At 70.9% G+C, this 17,001-nt stretch carries 18 protein-coding genes and 6 tRNA genes; 8 read left to right on the top strand and 16 right to left on the bottom strand.

Translation table 11 applies throughout. From position 1 onward, the window contains the following. Positions 1-26: 26 nt before the first annotated feature. The 8 genes from ACIQ6R_RS25900 to ACIQ6R_RS25865 form a co-directional block, all read right to left on the bottom strand. Positions 27-485, bottom strand: a complete 459-nt coding sequence (locus tag ACIQ6R_RS25900; protein ID WP_404179493.1) for an SRPBCC family protein — start codon at positions 483-485, stop codon at positions 27-29. A gap of 39 nt (positions 486-524) precedes the next feature. Then, positions 525-3,260, bottom strand: coding sequence for a Tat pathway signal sequence domain protein (locus ACIQ6R_RS25895; protein ID WP_404223705.1), 2,736 nt, complete (start codon positions 3,258-3,260; stop codon positions 525-527). A gap of 132 nt (positions 3,261-3,392) precedes the next feature. Further along, a complete protein-coding gene (locus tag ACIQ6R_RS25890) occupies positions 3,393-3,992 on the bottom strand; it encodes a hypothetical protein (protein WP_404179499.1) in 600 nt (199 codons plus the stop codon). 12 nt (positions 3,993-4,004) lie between these two features. Next, a complete protein-coding gene (locus ACIQ6R_RS25885) occupies positions 4,005-4,934 on the bottom strand; it encodes a carbohydrate ABC transporter permease (protein WP_404223703.1) in 930 nt (309 codons plus the stop codon). After that, positions 4,931-5,932 (bottom strand): carbohydrate ABC transporter permease, encoded by a 1,002-nt coding sequence (locus ACIQ6R_RS25880; protein ID WP_404179504.1) that lies wholly within the window; start codon positions 5,930-5,932, stop codon positions 4,931-4,933. Before ACIQ6R_RS25880 ends, ACIQ6R_RS25885 begins: the two co-directional genes overlap by 4 nt. Next, positions 5,932-7,233 carry an ABC transporter substrate-binding protein gene (locus ACIQ6R_RS25875; RefSeq protein WP_404223702.1) on the bottom strand — a complete coding sequence of 434 codons (1,302 nt, stop codon included), beginning with the start codon at positions 7,231-7,233 and terminating at the stop codon, positions 5,932-5,934. Before ACIQ6R_RS25875 ends, ACIQ6R_RS25880 begins: the two co-directional genes overlap by 1 nt. A gap of 436 nt (positions 7,234-7,669) precedes the next feature. Beyond that, a tRNA-Val gene (locus ACIQ6R_RS25870) sits at positions 7,670-7,741 on the bottom strand. Between the two features lie 79 nt (positions 7,742-7,820). Next, positions 7,821-8,273, bottom strand: coding sequence for a TIGR02611 family protein (locus tag ACIQ6R_RS25865; RefSeq protein WP_404179510.1), 453 nt, complete (start codon positions 8,271-8,273; stop codon positions 7,821-7,823). 191 nt (positions 8,274-8,464) lie between these two features. On the opposite strand from ACIQ6R_RS25865, the gene ACIQ6R_RS25860 reads away from it, so the two are divergent. Beyond that, a complete protein-coding gene (locus ACIQ6R_RS25860) occupies positions 8,465-8,878 on the top strand; it encodes an SsgA family sporulation/cell division regulator (protein ID WP_004002642.1) in 414 nt (137 codons plus the stop codon). 427 nt (positions 8,879-9,305) lie between these two features. Further along, entirely contained in the window at positions 9,306-9,866 is a 561-nt protein-coding gene (locus tag ACIQ6R_RS25855; protein WP_404179513.1) for a CGNR zinc finger domain-containing protein, read from the top strand. 87 nt (positions 9,867-9,953) lie between these two features. On the opposite strand, the gene ACIQ6R_RS25850 is transcribed toward ACIQ6R_RS25855, so the two are convergent. Together ACIQ6R_RS25850 and ACIQ6R_RS25845 are read right to left on the bottom strand one after the other, a co-directional pair. Continuing rightward, the gene (locus ACIQ6R_RS25850; RefSeq protein ID WP_404179516.1) at positions 9,954-10,133 is read right to left on the bottom strand and encodes a hypothetical protein; all 180 of its coding nucleotides are present in this window, start codon (positions 10,131-10,133) and stop codon (positions 9,954-9,956) included. A 186-nt stretch (positions 10,134-10,319) separates the two neighbouring features. Continuing rightward, the gene (locus ACIQ6R_RS25845) at positions 10,320-10,769 is read right to left on the bottom strand and encodes a hypothetical protein (RefSeq protein WP_404180118.1); all 450 of its coding nucleotides are present in this window, start codon (positions 10,767-10,769) and stop codon (positions 10,320-10,322) included. A gap of 190 nt (positions 10,770-10,959) precedes the next feature. On the opposite strand from ACIQ6R_RS25845, the gene ACIQ6R_RS25840 reads away from it, so the two are divergent. Beyond that, positions 10,960-11,484 (top strand): DsbA family protein, encoded by a 525-nt coding sequence (locus ACIQ6R_RS25840; protein ID WP_404223700.1) that lies wholly within the window; start codon positions 10,960-10,962, stop codon positions 11,482-11,484. Between the two features lie 38 nt (positions 11,485-11,522). On the opposite strand, the gene ACIQ6R_RS25835 is transcribed toward ACIQ6R_RS25840, so the two are convergent. The 3 genes from ACIQ6R_RS25835 to ACIQ6R_RS25825 are packed head-to-tail and all read right to left on the bottom strand — an operon-like array spanning position 11,523 to position 14,269. Continuing rightward, positions 11,523-12,347, bottom strand: coding sequence for a GNAT family N-acetyltransferase (locus ACIQ6R_RS25835; protein WP_404223697.1), 825 nt, complete (start codon positions 12,345-12,347; stop codon positions 11,523-11,525). Positions 12,348-12,398: 51 nt separating this feature from the next. Continuing rightward, entirely contained in the window at positions 12,399-13,220 is an 822-nt protein-coding gene (locus tag ACIQ6R_RS25830; protein ID WP_404179525.1) for an aminotransferase class IV, read from the bottom strand. After that, a complete protein-coding gene (locus ACIQ6R_RS25825) occupies positions 13,217-14,269 on the bottom strand; it encodes a chorismate-binding protein (RefSeq protein WP_404223696.1) in 1,053 nt (350 codons plus the stop codon). Before ACIQ6R_RS25825 ends, ACIQ6R_RS25830 begins: the two co-directional genes overlap by 4 nt. 177 nt (positions 14,270-14,446) lie before the next feature. On the opposite strand from ACIQ6R_RS25825, the gene ACIQ6R_RS25820 reads away from it, so the two are divergent. From ACIQ6R_RS25820 to ACIQ6R_RS25800, 5 genes are all read left to right on the top strand, one after another. Beyond that, a tRNA-Gly gene (locus ACIQ6R_RS25820) sits at positions 14,447-14,519 on the top strand. Between the two features lie 38 nt (positions 14,520-14,557). Then, a tRNA-Cys gene (locus ACIQ6R_RS25815) sits at positions 14,558-14,631 on the top strand. Between the two features lies 1 nt (position 14,632). After that, positions 14,633-14,704: transfer RNA gene (locus ACIQ6R_RS25810), tRNA-Val, on the top strand. Between the two features lie 51 nt (positions 14,705-14,755). After that, a tRNA-Val gene (locus ACIQ6R_RS25805) sits at positions 14,756-14,827 on the top strand. A gap of 22 nt (positions 14,828-14,849) precedes the next feature. After that, positions 14,850-14,921, top strand: a tRNA-Val gene (locus ACIQ6R_RS25800). Between the two features lie 56 nt (positions 14,922-14,977). Here the strand turns inward: ACIQ6R_RS25800 and ACIQ6R_RS25795 are convergent. The 3 genes from ACIQ6R_RS25795 to ACIQ6R_RS25785 all read right to left on the bottom strand — a co-directional run bounded on the left by ACIQ6R_RS25795 (position 14,978) and on the right by ACIQ6R_RS25785 (position 16,701). Continuing rightward, positions 14,978-15,283 (bottom strand): zf-TFIIB domain-containing protein, encoded by a 306-nt coding sequence (locus tag ACIQ6R_RS25795; RefSeq protein ID WP_404223695.1) that lies wholly within the window; start codon positions 15,281-15,283, stop codon positions 14,978-14,980. A gap of 131 nt (positions 15,284-15,414) precedes the next feature. Next, entirely contained in the window at positions 15,415-16,344 is a 930-nt protein-coding gene (locus ACIQ6R_RS25790; RefSeq protein WP_404223693.1) for a phosphotransferase family protein, read from the bottom strand. A gap of 174 nt (positions 16,345-16,518) precedes the next feature. Beyond that, entirely contained in the window at positions 16,519-16,701 is a 183-nt protein-coding gene (locus ACIQ6R_RS25785; RefSeq protein WP_404179536.1) for a hypothetical protein, read from the bottom strand. Positions 16,702-17,001: the final 300 nt, after the last annotated feature.

Below are 17,001 nucleotides of genomic sequence, written 5' to 3'. Positions count from 1 at the left end.
ACAATACAGGGCCCGGCACGTTTCCTTCAAACCGCTCGGCGACCGCTTTCCAGGTGGGCGGCCAGTCCGCGCCGTCCCGCCCGCATCATCAGCCGGTGGTTGGCCCGGAACAGGGGTCGCCCGGGCACGGCGAGGCGGCGCAGCAGGGGCTTGCGTACGTCGACCTCCTGGTCGTAGCGGACGAGGGCGCCGGAGCCGCGCGGGGCGACCGTCCAGCGCGCCCAGCCCTCCATGTCGCCGGTCATGGCGACCTCCAGCACCCCGGCGCCCGCATCGCGCCGTCCCTCGCGCAGGGTCGCGGTCAGGTCGTACGGGAGGAGGGAGCGGAAGCGGAGGATCCCGCTGGTGTCGTCGAGCCGGGTGACCTCGCGCACCTGGGGCCACCAGCGGGGGTAGTCCTCGATCCGTTCCAGCGCGCGGTAGACGGCCGGGACGGGCGCGGGCAGCGCCCACAGGCTGCGGAATCGGTAATGGTTCCAGTCCACCTGTGGAGTGTGCCCCCGCCCGCGTCCGTCACGTGCCGGCTACGGCATCCTGTCCCCCAGAAGTGCCAGGTTCTCGATCGCCGCGAGGCCGTAGAGCGCGGTGTCGTTGGTGGACACCCAGCTCGCCTCGCTGCCCGGCACCAGCGTGGTCGGGCCGCTCAGCTTCTCCGTCCTCCAGGGCGCGGACTCCTTGTAGCCGTCGGAGTTGTAGAACTTGTCCCACGCGCGCGTGGCGAGCTTCTCGTCCCCGGTCCGCACGGCCGCGTAGGCGTCGAGGCGCGAGTGGCCCTGGAAGAGGATGAGGCTGCCGAAGTTGCTGCCGTACCGTGCCGCCTGTTCGCTCTTGGAGGCGTTGAAGTAGCGGCAGTAGTCGTAGTACGCCTCGTCGAACTCCGGCATGTCGACCAGGTCGATCAGCTCGGCGCACAGTTCGTTCAGCCCGAAGACGGCCGACAGGTGGGAGACCTCGACCTTCGGGGTGTCGGCGACGGTGAACCTCCCGGTGTCCAGGTCGTACAGGCCGCTGCCCTGGACGAAGCCGTTGGGCTGGGCGGCGATGGTCTCCATGGTGGACAGGACGCGGGCCCTGGCCTTCTCCCACTTGGGGCCCTTGCGTTCCCACTCGGTCAGCCACGCCGAGACCAGTCCGCTCCAGTCGGTGCCGAAGCCGATCGACAGGGCGTGCCGGTCGGGGGTGTAGGGCTCGGTGCGGATCTTGCGCAGCGGGTCGAGGGCGAGGAACGTCTCGTCGGAGTCGACGTTGGCGTGCATGAGGTCGCCGACGCGTTCGTCGGCGGTGAGGAAGTAGTAGTAGCGCCGGTAGGTGGTGTTGGCGATGCGCTGCTGCTTGGCGCTGTCGGCGTAGTGCTGGACGCCGTGCCGGGTGCCGAGGCCGGCCCATTCGCCGAGGTGGTAGACGTCGACCTCGCCGGTGTGCCGGGTCATGGCCTCGGCGAAGCGGAAGATGTCGGCGCGGCCGGAGCGCAGGTAGGCGTACCAGAGCCAGAGGTCCGGGGAGAGTTCGGAGTTGTCCCAGGCGTAGCCGCCGATGTCGTAGCGCCACTGGTGGCGGGCGGTGTCGTACGTGTGCATGATGTCGCCGTAGTCCCAGAAGCCGTACCAACGGCGCTGCTCCACCTGGTCCTTGTAGTAGGTGAAGAGGAAGTCGAGGTGGTCCTCGATCTTCGCCTTGGCGGGTGTGGAGCGGTCGGGCTCGGAATAGAGGCCAGGGCCGAAGACCTTGGACTTGATGAGCTGCTTCGGCGGGGCTGCCAACTGGGGCAGTACGCGCACGGCCTCGACCTGTTCGGCCAGTTGCTCCGCGCTCGGGGTGGCGGCGTTGGCCCAGAACAGCAGCTCGGAGGTGCGGGCGATGCCGTAGGGGGTGCCGAAGCCGGGCTCGTAGTCCTCGTAGGTGATGTTGAGGCCTTCGAGCTGCTCGGGGAAGGTGTCCTGGCCCAGGCCGTCGTGGTAGAAGCGCAGGTCCATGGGCTGGGCCTCGGGCGACCAGAGCCAGAGGGTGACCTCGGCCTCGTCGGTCTGGGCGTCGCGGATGTCGAGCTGGGCGGGGTGCTTCTCCCAGAAGTCGCGCAGGCCGAAGGAGAGTCCGCCGCTCGTTCCGCCGACGTAGCCGAAGCCGGAGGCGCGACGGCCGCCGCCGGCGCCGATCCAGCCGTGGCCCTTCTTGGTGCGCTTGCGCAGGGAGAAGCCGTCGGCGGAGAGCTGGGAGAGGGTGTAGTCGCCCCATTCGGGGATGTACTTCAGGCGGGTGGTGACCCGCTGGTCCCAGGTGGACGGGTCGGGCAGCCTCTCGCCGGCGAACTGCGCCGCCTGCACGGCCGCGCCGGGGTCGCGGCGCAGGCCGGTGATGCCCTTGACGGCCTCGCGCAGCAGGCCGGTGCCCTCGCCGCCGATGCGGATGTGCCGGTCGTAGGACTCGTCGCGCATCGGGACGGTGAAGCGGACGCCGAGGCCGCGGATGAAGTCGCCGCTCGCCTTGCCGGGCTCCTGCTTCCCGTCGAACGTGATGGTGTGCACCATGCGGAAGGAGTCGGCGCCCGCGTAGAAGTAGAGGCGGATGGAGAAGGGCAGCCAGCCGCGGCCTCCCTTGCGGTGCTTGCCGTCGATCCGGACGACCGCGCGGACCGGGCCGTCCTGCTCGACCTTCACCGCGTCGATGGCGCCGTCGAAGCGCTCGTACTTGACCGTGCCCTGGTCGCCGTCCTCGATCTCGGGCTGGCGCAGCAGGACGAGGCGGCCGTTCCTCGCGATCTCGGTGGAGCCTCTGGTGACCGACTTGATCAGCTTCGATCCCGACCTGGCGATTCTCGCGGTGATGACACCGGTCGATATGTCGATGGTGCCGCCACGCTGGTCGACGGTGACCTTCTTCGCGGGCGCGGACGGGGTGCCGGCGGTCAGGGTGAGCCTGCCGTCGCCCGAGGCGACGGCGTGCGCGGTCCACTTGAGGGAGCCGTCCGGCCAGTACGCGAGTGGCCAGGACTGCACGGGTACGGCCTTGCCGTCCGCGTCCGTGACGGCGAACGCCTGGTCCTCCCGGTACGTGCCCTTGGGCCAGGGGACGCCGACGGTGGAGCCGGGTGCGGCGCCGAGGCCGCCGTCCTCCAGCCAGTCCAGGGTGACGGGGTCGGCGTCGGCGTCCTTGGCGGTGGGTGCGGCCTGGGCGTTCCCGGCGCCCAGTGTCCAGCTGAACTGGGCGGCGGCTCCGGCGACGGCGGCCGCCTTCAGGAGGGACCTGCGGGGGATGGGGGACATGGCCTTTCCTTTCCGTTCCGTGCGGGTGCGGGGCGTGTCGAGGACATGGCTCTGACGTGCGACTGAGCTGTCACGCACATGACAGGAAGAGGGGCGGCGCCGGGCGCCGACTCCGGGACGGGGGCGCCGCCGTCAGCGGCGCCGGTAGCGCTCCTCCACGGCGACGGCCGCCGCCGCGACGGCGCCGAGGACGGCGACCGCAAGCGGCGCGCTGAACCAGGCCGAGCAGACCACGACGGCCAGCCCGCCCACGATCAGGAAGGAGCCCGCGGGGTCGAGCACGGTGCGGCGCCCGGCCTGTGCGAGCAGCGAGCGCCAGGAGGAGCCGGGCCGCCAGGCCGCCGCCGCGCGCAGCCCGGCCACGGCGGCGCCGATCAGGGCGAGCACCCCGACGGCACCCACGAACGGGCCGCCCGGCAGACCGCTGCGTACGGCCTGCACGTCCACCCAGACCGCGGCCAGGGCGGCCCACCCGGCGAGCCCGACGAGCCACCCGCGGCGCACCGCCGCCCGGAAGTCGGCCGTGAACTCCCGCCAGCCACCGCGCTCGTGGGCGAGCCGGCGCCCGAGATGTCGCGCGCCGGCCGCGAACGCGGCGGGGTAGGTGACCAGCGGCAGCGAGGCCACCGCGATCCACACCCCGGTGAGCAGGCACTCGGCGAACAGGGCGAACCCCTGCGCGAACCGCGACTCCCCCCGCTCCGTACCGGACTTGGCACGCACCTCGGTCATGATCGGTTCACCTCAGCCCTTGAGACCGGACGTCGCCATGCCGTCGATCAGATAACGCTGGAAGGCCAGGAAGAAGGCGAGGACGGGCAGCAGGGCGACGAGCGACATGGCGATCATGCCGCCGTAGTTCGCCAGCCCTTCCTGGTCCACGAACATCTTCAGGCCGAGGGAGACGGTGTACTTGCCGGGCTCGTTGAGGTAGATCAGCGGGCCCATGAAGTCGTTCCAGGAGTTGATGAAGGTGAAGATCGCGCTGGTGATCAGGGCCGGCCTGCACAGCGGGAGCACGATCGACCAGTAGATGCGGAAGTGCCCGCAGCCGTCGAGACGGGCGGCCTCGTCCAGCTCCCTGGGCAGGTTGCGCATGAACTGCACCATCAGGAAGACGAAGAACGCCTCCGTGGCCAGGTACTTCCCCAGCAGCAGCGGGGTGTACGTGTTGATCATGTCCATGTTGCGGAACAGCACGTACTGCGGGATCAGCAGCACGTGGTACGGCAGCAGCAGCGTGCCGATCATCAGCGTGAACAGCAGGTTGCGGCCCGCGAACCTGATCTTCGCGAAGGCGTAGGCGGTGAGTGAGCAGGACACCACGATCCCGATCACCGAACCGACGGCGAGGAAGAGCGAGTTGAAGAAGAACGTGGAGATCGAGATGTCCGCGATGCCGTCGGCGAGGCTCGTGTAGTTGGAGAGGATCGGGTCGCCCGGGAAGAGGTCCACGCTGCCGACGATGTCCCCGCTCTCCTTGAAGGAGCCGCCGATCACCCAGAGCACCGGGTAGAGGATCACGGCGAGGATCGCCAGCGACCCGAGATGCCAGGCGAGCGACCCGGGCAGCCCGCGCCGGAGCGCGGCCGCCCCGGTGGACGGGGTCCTCGTGGACGGGGGCGGCGTGGCGCCGCTGGCCTGCGTGGTGACGCCAGTGGCCTGCGTGCTCATCGGCCGCCCTCCTCGTAGTGCACCCAGCGCTTCTGCGACCAGAACAGCACCGCGGTGACCAGAGCGACCGCGACCAGCAGCATCCAGGCCATGGCGGAGGCCAGGCCCATGCGGCTGTTCTCGAAGCCCTGGACGTACAGATAACAGGTGTAGACCATCGTGCCGTCCGCGGGACCACAGGCGTTGCCTCCGGCACCGCCGCCGACGATGTAGGCCGAGCTGAAGATCTGGAAGGAGTGGATGGTCTCCAGCAGGACGTTGAAGAAGAGGACCGGGGAAATCATCGGCAGCGTGATGTTCCAGAACTGCCGCAGCTTGCCCGCCCCGTCGACGTCGGCCGCCTCGTACAGCTCGCGCGGCACCTGCTTGAGGCCGGCCAGGAAGATGACCATGGGGGCACCGAACTGCCATACGGTCAGGGCCACCAGGCTGTAGATGATCAGGTCGGGGTCGCCGGTCCAGCCGCCGGCGCCGATCCCGAAGAACTGCTGCGTACGGTCGACGACCGCGTCGTCCGAGAAGATCGCCTTCCACACGATGGCGACGGACACGCTCGCGCCGATCAGTGACGGCGCGTAGAAGGCGGCCCGGTAGAAGGCCTGTCCGCGCCGCTTCTGCGCCAGCAGCAGCGCGACGCCGAGGGCCGCGATCAGCTTGATCGGCGTACCGACGACGACGTACCACAGCGTCACCTGGACCGAGTGGCGCCAGCGCGGGTCGCCGAACATCTCGGAGAAGTTGTCCAACCCGATCCACCGGGGGGCGTCGAACAGGTTGTAGTCGGTGAACGCGAAGTAGAGCGAGGCGACCATCGGTCCCGCCGTCAGCAGCAGGAAACCGGCGATCCAGGGGGACATGAAGAGATAGCCGGCCAGGTTCTCCCGGCGGCCCCGCCGCTTCAGCCCGACGGGGCGCGGGGACTTCACCGGACCGTGCCGCGGCTCGGAGTCCTCGGCCAGGCCCTCCCTCGCAGGGGCGTGTGTCACGGCGCTTCCCATCAGCCGACGAGAGCCGTCTTCGACTCGGTGAAGAACTGCTTCACGGCGTCCTCGACGGACCGCTCGCCGAGCGCCATCTCCTCGGCGATGCGCAGGAAGGCGGCCTCGCAGATGTCGGCACCGTTCGGGTGCGGGGTGATCTGCTCCAGGACGCCCGCCTCGACGAGGGACGCCTCGTAGGCGGCGATCGCCTTGTTGACCGGGTCGGTCGGCCGGTACGCCTCGTACTGGGCCTGCGTGGCCGGGACGCCGCGGTCGTAGCCCATGATCTTGGCGACCTCGGGGTCGTGGACCATGAAGTCGATGAACTGGGCGACTTCCTTGGGGTGCTCGGTGCGCTTGTAGGCACTGAGCATCAGCGAGCCGAGGTACTGGCCGGTGCGCTTGCCGTCCGTGGTGGGGATCGGCGCGAGACCGTACTCGCTCTTGCCCTCGGAGGTGTAGCGGACGGTGAAGTTGTCCCAGGTGAACTCGCTGCCGGCGAGCTCCGCGGAGAGCGCCGACTTGGGCTTGATCTGCGCGACCTTCTTCGGGTCGGCGAACAGACCGGACTTCACGCCCTTCTCCGCCTTCGTCCACCACTCGGTCAGATCCGCCTCGGAGAAACCGAGCCCGTCCTCGGTGAAGAAGGCCTTGCCGTTCTGCCGCAGGTACAGGTCGTAGAGGTACATGACGCCGTACATGCCGCTGTCTCCGGCGCGGCCCGTCCTGTCCCGGATCTTCTTCATCGCCTCGTCGAAGTCGTCCCAGGTCCAGCCCTGTTCGGGCTTGCCGCCGGCCCTGGTGTAGACGGGCTTGTCGATGACAAGTGCCATCGAATTCGAACCGACGGGCACGCCCAGGAGTTTGCCGTCGATCTCACCGAACTTCTCCAGGCCTGCCCGGAAGCCGTCCATGGAGAGGTTTCCCGCCTCGGCCTGGCCGCTCAGGTCGAGCAGGACATTCTTGGCGTCGTATTTGCGGAGAAATCCGATGGCATTCTGGAAGACGTCCGGCGGATTCCCGCCGGAGGCCTGGGTGTTGAACTTCTTCCAGAAGTCGGTGTACGGCTGGAAGTCGGTCTTGACTTTGATCTTGGGGTACTTCTTCTCGAAGAGCGCAATGGTCTTGTTGATGCGTTCGGCCCGGTCCTCGGCGCCCCACCATGAGTAACGGATCGTCACCGTTCCGTCCCCCGAACCGCTGCCGCCGCCGCACGCGGTGGCCGTCGCACCCAGCCCCGCGACGGCCAGTGAGGCTCCCGCCGCCTTGAGGATCGTGCGCCTCCCGGTCTGCCTCTCCGCATTCCCGCCCTGCTGCATACGAGCCTCCCCGCGACGTCGCCTTCGCTCCATGAATCGTTTCAAGTAAGCGCTTGCTGGCACAAGTTACGGAGGGCCCGGGGGCGCGTCAATGATTCGGACAGGAATTCATGGGCGCCGGGAGCGGACAGCGCGGACGACCGTCCCGGCCGCGCCGTCGGCGGCGCCGGAAAGGCCGAGGTCGGCGCGGTGTGGCCGACGGGCCGAACGCGGACGGGGCCGTCGGGCCGGGCGGCGCGGAAGGTCACGGTTGGATGAAGGTGCGCGGAAGCGGAACGGCCGCGCGGCGGGCCCGGGACGCGGGGCGCGACGCTCGGGCACGCCTCGCCCGGGACGCGCGGCGCGTGACGTTCGGGCACACCTCGGGACCGTCCGGGCACCCGCATGACAGAACGGCCCGGCTCACGAGGGTGAGCCTGGCCGTCTGATGATCCGGTGGGCGATACTGGGTTCGAACCAGTGACCTCTTCGGTGTGAACGAAGCGCTCTCCCACTGAGCTAATCGCCCGGACGCAGGAAGAACATTACCCCATGTCAGGGGGTGCCCGTGACCAGCGGCGGCCGGGTCGCCGGGCCCCCGCCGCGGATCACTGGTCCTCGATCTTCCACGGCATCTGGAGCCCGAACCTGTACAGGTAGATCGCGGCCAGCACGCACACGATGACCACGCCGATCGAGGTCAGGATGATGTTCCGGCGCCGCACCCTGGGATCCAGGGCGCGCTGCGCCGCCTCGGTGACCTTTCGCTTGGTCCAGCGCAGGACCAGCTGGGCCCAGACGAACTCGGTCGCCCAGATCGCCATGCCGCCGAAGATCACGACCCAGCCCGGCCCGGGCAGCACCAGCATGGCGACGCCGGCCACCACGACCGCGAGGCCGACGATGAAGACGCCGACCTGCCAGCTCAGGTGCAGGGCGCGGCGCGCCTTGATGAATTCCGGCGCTCGCGAGCCCAGCGCGCGGTCGACCGCGGCCTCGTCCGTCCCCGTACGGTCTTCCGCCACGACTGCCTCGCCGGACGTGTTACTCCCCGTGTTCATACAGCCAAACACTACCGGAGCGAAACCTGTCACCGGAATGGGCGCACAGCCCGAACGATCTATCGGCCGGAAGAGTTACATAAACACACGCAAAACACTCAGAGGGGTTTACAACGGCACCGTAGGTGGCATGTCGATTTCGCCGACGTGCGAATCCCCGAGCGCACACTGAGCGAAAGGCCCTGGCGCTTATGAACACCACGGTCAGCTGCGAGCTGCACCTGCGCCTCGTTGTGTCGAGCGAGTCCTCCCTGCCTGTCCCCGCAGGCCTGCGGTACGACACGGCCGACCCCTACGCCGTGCACGCCACCTTCCACACCGGAGCCGAGGAGACCGTCGAGTGGGTGTTCGCCCGCGACCTCCTCGCCGAAGGTCTCCACCGCCCCACCGGGACCGGCGACGTCCGTGTCTGGCCGTCCCGCAGTCACGGCCAGGGCGTCGTGTGCATCGCCCTGAGCTCCCCGGAGGGCGAGGCACTGCTCGAGGCCCCGGCACGGGCCCTGGAGTCCTTCCTGAAGCGCACAGACGCCGCCGTGCCCCCCGGCACGGAACACCGGCACTTCGATCTCGATCAGGAGCTCTCGCACATCCTGGCGGAAAGCTAGGGCGAGGCACCGTGAAGCCGCCCGTCGCCGTCGACTCGGGGTGACGGCACGGGCCCGGACAAGCGCAATACGGCACACACCGGCGTCGTCGCCGCGGATCTCCGCGGGGGCGGCGCCGGTGCGCGTCCGGCGGCGACTGTGTGCGTGCGGCGCCGGGGCCCGGCACTACCGCGCCTCGCGCTGCCTCCTGCCGCCTCTGACGCTTCTACCGCTCCTGCTGGCTCCCGCCGCTTCTACCGCTCCTGCCGGCTCCCGCCGCTTCTGACGCTTCCCGCGGCCTCTCCGGGGAACGAAGGCAGGCCGGTCGCCGTTGTACCGGCGACCGACGGCCGGGACCGCGATCGGAGCCGGTTGGCCCGCCGCGGAAACCACTACCATCGGCCAGCATCGGCGGGCGCCCGCCCGACCCCAGGCCAGGGAGCGAAATGTGCTGATCACCCACGACACCCGGTGCGCCCTCGACACCGTGGTGGATCTGGTGAACACCGTGCCGGAGGACGAAACGGCGCCGGACGGACTGCCGGATGTCGCGGCCCTCCAGGAATTTGTGGGAACGCACGAGATCAGCGACGTCGGCGTGCTCTCGGAGCTCGACCTGTCGGCGGTGCGCAAGATCCGCGGTCGGTTCGCCGCGGTCTTCGCGGCCCCCGAGCCCAGGGCCGCGGCGGGTCTGATCAACGACCTGGTCGCCGCTGCCGGAACGACGCCCCGGCTCACCGACCACGACGGCTACGACTGGCACATCCACTACTTCGCGCCCGGCGCCTCCGTCGCGGACCACCTGGCCGCCGACTGCGGAATGGCGCTGGCGTTCTTCGTCGTCGCCGGGGAGCAGGAGCGGCTGCGGCGGTGCGAGGCGCCCGACTGCCGGCGCGCCTTCGTCGACCTGTCCCGGAACCGCTCGCGACGGTACTGCGACAGCCGCACGTGCGGGAACCGCTTGCACGTGGCGGCGTACCGGGCGCGGCGCAAAGAGGCAGCCGGCTGACGCCGCCCTTCCCGACCGGTGCCCACTCCGATGCCCTTGGTGGCGACGCGTTCCCCGGCGGGTGGCGCCGGGGAACGCGGGTACGGCTCACAGCATCAGCAGATCGTGCAACGAGGCCATGAGCAGCAGACACCCGATCACCGCAAGGAAGATCATGAGCGGTGGCTGGGAAAGGGCGAAGAGGCAGCCACGCGGTTCGCTCCGCGTCCGCGCGGTTTCGCTCTGTCTCGGGTCCAGCTGGGTATCCAGCTGCGTGGTGTCCGGCATCTCGCCGCGATGATGACGCAGCGCGCGGGGCCTACGCGATCAACACGCCCGTAACGACCGGGAGTTCGTTGAATATCGCAATGTCCGGTCGGATCGTGATCATTCCGGAGCATGCTCTGACGGCGTCGGACCCGCTGTGTCGTTTCAGTCCGGGGCGCCGACGGAGGGTCGGCGGTCGGCCGACGGTCAGATCCCGTGCTTCTTAAGGATCGCCTCGATGTCGCTGAAGTCGTCCTCGCCGCGGGACGTCGTCGCAGGTCGGGACGCGGGCCGGGCGGCCGGGCCGGAGCCGGCACCCAGGGAGGGCTCCGAGGCCGCCGGGGCGACCGCGTCGCGCTGTGCGGCGGCGCGGGCCTCCTTGCGCTCCTTGCGGGTGCCGCCGCGGCGGCGCTCCACGGTGCGCGTGGTCATGAACAGCACCCAGGACACACCCAGCACCGCGAAGCCGGCCCAGGCGACCGGGCTGAAGGCCGTGTCGGCCAGCCACTCGACTACCCCGGCCATCACCAGGCCGACCGGGACGAGGGAGTAGGCGGCGATGCGGACCGCGGTGAGGAAGCGCCTGCGGTACGCGGTGACCGCCGCGATGCCCAGGCCTGCCGCGGACACCGCGGAGCAGATGGTCTCGGCAATCATCCGGTCCTCCAGGCTGGGCTCGGTCGGGCATGAGTACTTCTGTCCCTTCCATCCTGCACCGTCCGGACGCCCTGGGGCCATGCCGCGGCCCGAGATCAGGGAGATCTCGGGGTCGGCTCCTCCCCAGGTGCCGGTGGCCGTCGTACGGCTGTGGTCGGGGCACGGTCCCGCCGGCTGGGAGAATGGGGCCATGAGCGACTCCTCCCCCGCCCGTCCCGCCACGCCCGTCCTCGACGTCTGGTGCGAGCTCCAGTGCCCGGACTGCCGCACCGCCCTGGACGACCTCCGAGCCCTGCGCGCCCGCTACGGCGACCGCCTGGAGCTGCGGCTGCGGCACTTCCCCCTGGAGAAGCACAAGCACTCCTTCGCCGCCGCCCAGGCCGCCGAGGAGGCCGTCGCCCAGGGGCAGGGGTGGCCGTACGCCGAGGCCGTGCTGGGCCGGGTGGCGGAGCTGGACCGCGAGGGGGAGCCCTTCCTGGTGGAGGTGGCCCGGGAACTGGGAATGGACGCGGAGGAGTTCGACACCGCGCTGATCGACGGCCGGCACATCCTGATCGTCGACGCCGACCAGGCCGAGGGCAAGGCGATCGGCGTGACCGGCACCCCCACGTACGTGATCGGCGGCGAGCGCCTCGACGGCGGCAAGAGTCAGGAGGGGCTGCGCGAGCGCGTCGAGGAGATCGCGGACCGGCTGCTGGCCGAACAGTCCGACTGAGCCGGGAACGCTCCCCCTCGGCCCCACCCCACCCGCTGTCAGAGCAGCGGTTTGTAGAAGCTGTACCGCGTCGTCCCGTAGCCGAGCGACTCGTAGAGGCGCTCGGCCGCGGTGTTCCCCGCGAAGACGTTGAGCCCGATCAGCGCTCGGCCCGCGGCGATGGCCTGCGCCTCGGCCAGCAGCATCAGCGTGCGGCCGTGTCCCCGGCCCCGGTGGGCCGCGTCGGCCTCGACGTCGAAGACGAAGGCCCGGTCCTCGTACAGCGCCAGCCACAGGACACCGACCCGCGTCCCCTCGTGCTCCACCACGCTGAACAGCATGTTCTCCGTGTCCAGCCCCTGCGGGAGCAGCGTCTCGTGATCACTGCGCGCCTTTTCGCGGGCCTCCGCCTCGGGCATGCCCCGCTCGATCCAGGTCCGGGCGTACTGCTCCGACTCATAGGCGTGCCAGGCGCCGAACTCGTCCGGTGTCATGGGCCGCGCCCGGCTGTCCGCGGGCAGGGCGGGCGGGGTGTCGCCGAGCGGCTTGGTCATGCCGCGGGTGCGCAGGACGTAGCCGAGTGCCTGGGCGAGCCGCAGGCCCGCCCCGGCGTCGGGGGCGACGCTCACCTCGATCTGCCCGCAGCCCCAGCCCCGCGCGATCTCCTCGGCCGCGAGGGCGGCCACGGTGCCACGGCCGCGCCGGCGGTCCGGTTCGTCGATGCGCAGCTTGTGGATCACGGCCACCGAGTCACCGAAGGCCTTCGAGGTGCCGAGGTGTATCGCGCCGGCGGGACGGCTGTTCACGCACACCTGGTAGTGGCGTGAACGCGTTCCGTCGGCGGCGCGCTGAAGCGGCTCGGTCGGCCGCAGGGTCGTGGTCATCACGGGTGTTCTACCCGCCGGGGGTGCGAAGTGCAGCCGAATATCCGCGCTCTACGGGTCCAGGTCGTTCCCGGACCGCTCCTCGAAGATCCTCATGGCCTTCGCGGTCACCGGTCCCGGGGCGCCGGGCAGTTCACGGTCGTCGACGCGGTGCACGGCCTGCACATCCCGCAGCGTGGAGGTCAGGAAGACCTCGTCGGCGCGGTCCAGGACGTCCAGCGGCAGATCGGTCTCGCGGGCGCCGGTCCACTCGACGGCCAGGGCCCGGGTGATTCCGGCGAGGCAGCCGGAGGCGACCGGCGGGGTGTGGATCTCGCCGTCGAGGACGACGAAGACGTTCGACCCCGTGCCCTCGCACAGCTGCCCCACGGTGTTGCCGAACAGCGCCTCCGAGGCGCCCCGTTCGCGGGCGCGGGCGAGGGCGACGACGTTCTCGGCGTACGAGGTGGTCTTCAGGCCGGTGAGCGCACCGCGCTCGTTGCGGGTCCAGGGCACCGTGATGACGGCCGTGGAGTCGGGACGGCGGCCGGTCTCGCCGAGGGCGACGACGAGGGTCGGGCCGTGCTCGCCGCGGTCGGAGCCGAGCGGGCCGTGGCCGCCGGTGTAGGTGACGCGCAGCCGGCCCAGCGGCATGGGGTTGGCTTCGAGGACGGCGGCGCAGGCGCGGCGCACCTCGTCGAGGTCGGGATCGGGCAGACCCAGGCCGCGCGCCGAACGGGTCAGCCGGTCGAGGTGCCGGGTCAGCGCGAACGGCCTGCCGTCCACCGCCTTCACCGTCTCGAAGATGCCGTCGCCCACGGTCAGTCCGTGGTCGAGGACGGAGACGCGGGCGGACTCGATGTCCTGCAGCCCGCCGTCGAGCCAGATCTTCACGTCAGTAGCGCCTCTCCGCTTCCGTTCACCTCGTACGCGCCCGACGCTACCGCGAGCAGCCGGGACGCCTTCAGTTCGGTCTCCCGCCACTCCCCCTCCGGGTCGGATCCCCAGGTGATGCCGGCGCCGGTGCCGAAGCGCAGGAGCCCTGCGGCCCGGTCGATCCAGAAGGTGCGGATGCCGACGGCCAGCTCGCCGGCGCCCCGGTCGGCGTCGACCCAGCCGATGCCCCCGCAGTACGGGCCCCGGGGCGCGGTCTCCAGGGCGTCGATGATCCGCAGGGCGCTCGACTTGGGCGCGCCGGTGACGGACCCGGGCGGAAAGGCCGCGTCGAGCAGCTCCGGCCAGCCGGCGCCCGCGCGCAGCTCGCCGCGTACCGACGACACCAGGTGCACGAGACCCGGGTGCTTCTCGACGGCGCACAGGTCGGGCACGGTCACGGTCCCCGTGGCGCAGACCCGCCCGATGTCGTTGCGGACCAGGTCCACGATCATCACGTTCTCGGCGTAGTCCTTCTCCAGCAGATCGGCCTCGGTCCGCCCGGTCCCCTTGATCGGCCCGGACTCGACGATCCGGCCGTCCCGGCGCAGGAACAGCTCGGGCGAGGCGGTGGCGATCTCGACGCCGCGCCCGGGCAGCCGGATCGTTCCCGCGTACGGCGCCGGGTTGCCGCGGGCGAGCAGGGCGGTGAGGGCGTCCACGTCGGCGTCGGGGGCGACCGGCGCCGAGAGGACCCGGCAGAGGTTGGCCTGGTAGACCTCGCCGGCGGCTATGTGCTCGCGGATGCGCCGTACGGCCGCGGTGTACGCGGTGCGGTCGAGGGAGGACGCCCAGTCACCGACGGCGGGTCCCCGCCACCCGCCCGGTACCGGCGCCGGTACCGGGGCGGTCCGCACCTCGGCGAAGCGTGCGCAGGTCAGACGGCCTTCGAAGTCCGCGCAGACGGCCCAGAACCCCGTGGAGTCGAGGGCGGCGGGATCGCTCGTGACGTCGAGGAGACCGGTGGCGAGGCGGTCGCCGAAGCGGGCGAGGGGAGGGAGGTCGAGCACGTTGTCGAGTCTAGGCCGGTGTCCCGGAGGTGACCCGAACCTGTCCTTCCGGGTGCCCTGACCAGGTCCGCGAGCGGACGCACCGCAGCACGCTGCACAAACGCGTTTTTGTACTGGCCCCGGAATCCGCTAGAGTTCATGACGTCGCCGGGACGCGCAAGCGGACCGCACCGACAGGCGGACGTAGCTCAGTTGGTAGAGCGCAACCTTGCCAAGGTTGAGGTCGCGAGTTCGAACCTCGTCGTCCGCTCGCGGGAACAGGGGGCCTCCCGGGTCTCCTGCACTCCTGGTGGAGTGGCCGAGAGGCGAGGCAACGGCCTGCAAAGCCGTCTACACGGGTTCAAATCCCGTCTCCACCTCCAAGGACGATTAGCTCAGCGGGAGAGCGCTTCCCTGACACGGAAGAGGTCACTGGTTCAATCCCAGTATCGTCCACTGATCCGCAAGGATCACCGACCCGTACGGATCATCTCCGTATGGATCCCCGCGCGATTAGCTCAGCGGGAGAGCGCTTCCCTGACACGGAAGAGGTCACTGGTTCAATCCCAGTATCGCGCACGCAGTACTCGCACCACTCCCAGGACGATTAGCTCAGCGGGAGAGCGCTTCCCTGACACGGAAGAGGTCACTGGTTCAATCCCAGTATCGTCCACACACCGAAGCCCCGGCCGTTCCGTACGGCCGGGGCTTCGTCGTGCGCCCGCCCGCTCAGCTGGAGAAGAGCATGCGGCCGAAGCCCTTCTGACGGTGGTGACCGTGGTGGCCGTGCTGCGGGGCGCCCCAGGCGGGAGCCGGAGCGGCCGGGTAGGCCTGCGGCGCGGCAGGCGGGTAGGCCTGCGGCGCGGCGGGCGGGGCCGACGGCGGAGCGGACTGGGACCACTGGGCTTCGAGCCGGGTCAGCGACTCCAGCTCGCCGTAGTCGAGGAAGATCCCGCGGCAACCGCTGCACTGCTCGATCTGAACGCCGTTGCGGTTGTAGGTGTGCATCGGTGCGCGACACTTGGGGCACTGCATGCTCGGCTCAACTCCTCGCCGGTCGGTCCTGCTTCGCGTTTCGCCAGGACAGACTCTGTCCGGCCGCGGGTCGGTTGCACCCTACTGCGCGAAACTTCGGCTCAACCGCGTGGCCGGGGGCCTCAGGGGCCTCAGGGGCCGACGGGGGCCATCCGGGCGCAGGCGTCGACCAGTGACCGTTCCGCCTCGTCAAGGGGCCGGTCCGCCGCGACCGCCTTCGCGACGGCCCGGGCGGCGGTCTGCGCGGTGAGGGCGCGGGCCGGGACGTCCAGGGCCGGCCAGGGGTCGCCGTGCGGCGGGACGGCCGGGCCGCCGGCCGCGCGATAGGCGGTCAGGAAGCGGTTCCAGTCGTCGGGCGGAAGCAGTCCGCAGGCGTACCAGGCCGCCGGGCGGGCCAGGTCCCAGGCCGGGACGCCGGTGCCGAGGTCGTCGACGTCTATCAGCAGCCAGGGCCCCTCGGGCGCGGGGTGGCGTATGAACTGGCCGAGGTGGAGGTCGCCGTGGCAGAGGGTGGTCGTGTCCGGCATGGCGGCCTCCCCACGGGCCCAGGCGGGGAGGGCGGCCCAGGCGTGCAGCACGGCGGCGGTGGCGGGGTGGTGCGGGGCGGCGGTCCGCAGGCGGGCGACGGCCCGCGCGGCCTTCACGGGGCCGCGCATGGCGGGCACGGCGGTGGGAGCCGGTGTCCGGTGCAGGCGGGCGAGGAGGGTGGCCGCGTCCTCCCAGGGCGCCGCGTCCGGGTCCTTTGGGTCCACGGGGGTGCCGTACGGCCAGGACGTGACGAGCCGCCCGTGCAGGGCCACCGGCGTCGGGGCGAGCGGCGGCAGGAGGATGCCGGGGAGGCGGGCGGCGACGGTGACGCGGAGAGCCAGCTCGGCGGGGTCGGCGTCCGCCGCGTGAGCCTTGGCGACGGTGCCGGCGTGCCGGACGACAGTGGCGTCCGGGCGGTCGGCGAGGGTGGCGTCGGCAAGGGGGGCACCGCCGCAGGGGCAGGCCGAGGCGGCGGCGTGGGCCGTCTCCCTGACGCGGGCCGTCAGGGCGGGCAGGAGGTGGTCCGTTGTCACGGGGTGAGGGTACGCAGGCGTCGGCCAGCCGCCGCTCGGCCCTGGAGGCACAGCAATGCCGGCGCAGCTCCCCAGCTGCGCCGGCATTTTGCCGTCCGCCGCACCCCCGTCCCCACGGGGTTTCATGGATGGATGTCCCCGCCCGGACCGCTCTTCCGGGCCTGGGGTCGCCGCTCAGCGCCCCAGCATCACACCCACGGACGACGCCTGTGTGGCCACTGTCTCCCACCCGTCGAAGACGAGGAGGAGCAGGACCGCCAGGGGCAGGGCCATGAGCGTCGCCACCGCGGGGTGGCGACGTCCCTGACGGCGGCTTCGCCGCGTGCGGACCAGCGTCCGCGTTACCGTCTGGGCCATGGTCCCTCTCCTGACCGATTCCGTTGTCTCTGGCAGCGGCGGGCGTCTGACCTCGGGGGACGAGTGCTGCACCCGCCGCTTGACCTCAAATCTAGGCGTCCGGCGCTCCTCGGACGTCATGCCCTCGTACCGATTGCCGGGCCTCCCGGAGGATGAGCCATGACCGGCGGTGTACTCCCCTGGGTGGAGACCGGGTCCCGGGTCTCGGGGTCTTCCCGGAGGGGAGCCCGCCGTGCCCCGGTATCCGCGCGCCGTCCGGTGACTTCGCTCACGTCCGCCGGGTCCGGGCGCACTCCTGCC

It is taken from the genome of Streptomyces sp. NPDC096048, assembly GCF_044763415.1.
GTDB lineage: Bacteria > Actinomycetota > Actinomycetes > Streptomycetales > Streptomycetaceae > Streptomyces.
Note: the sequence above shows the minus strand (reverse complement) of the source record. Positions and strands in the feature narration are given on the sequence as shown.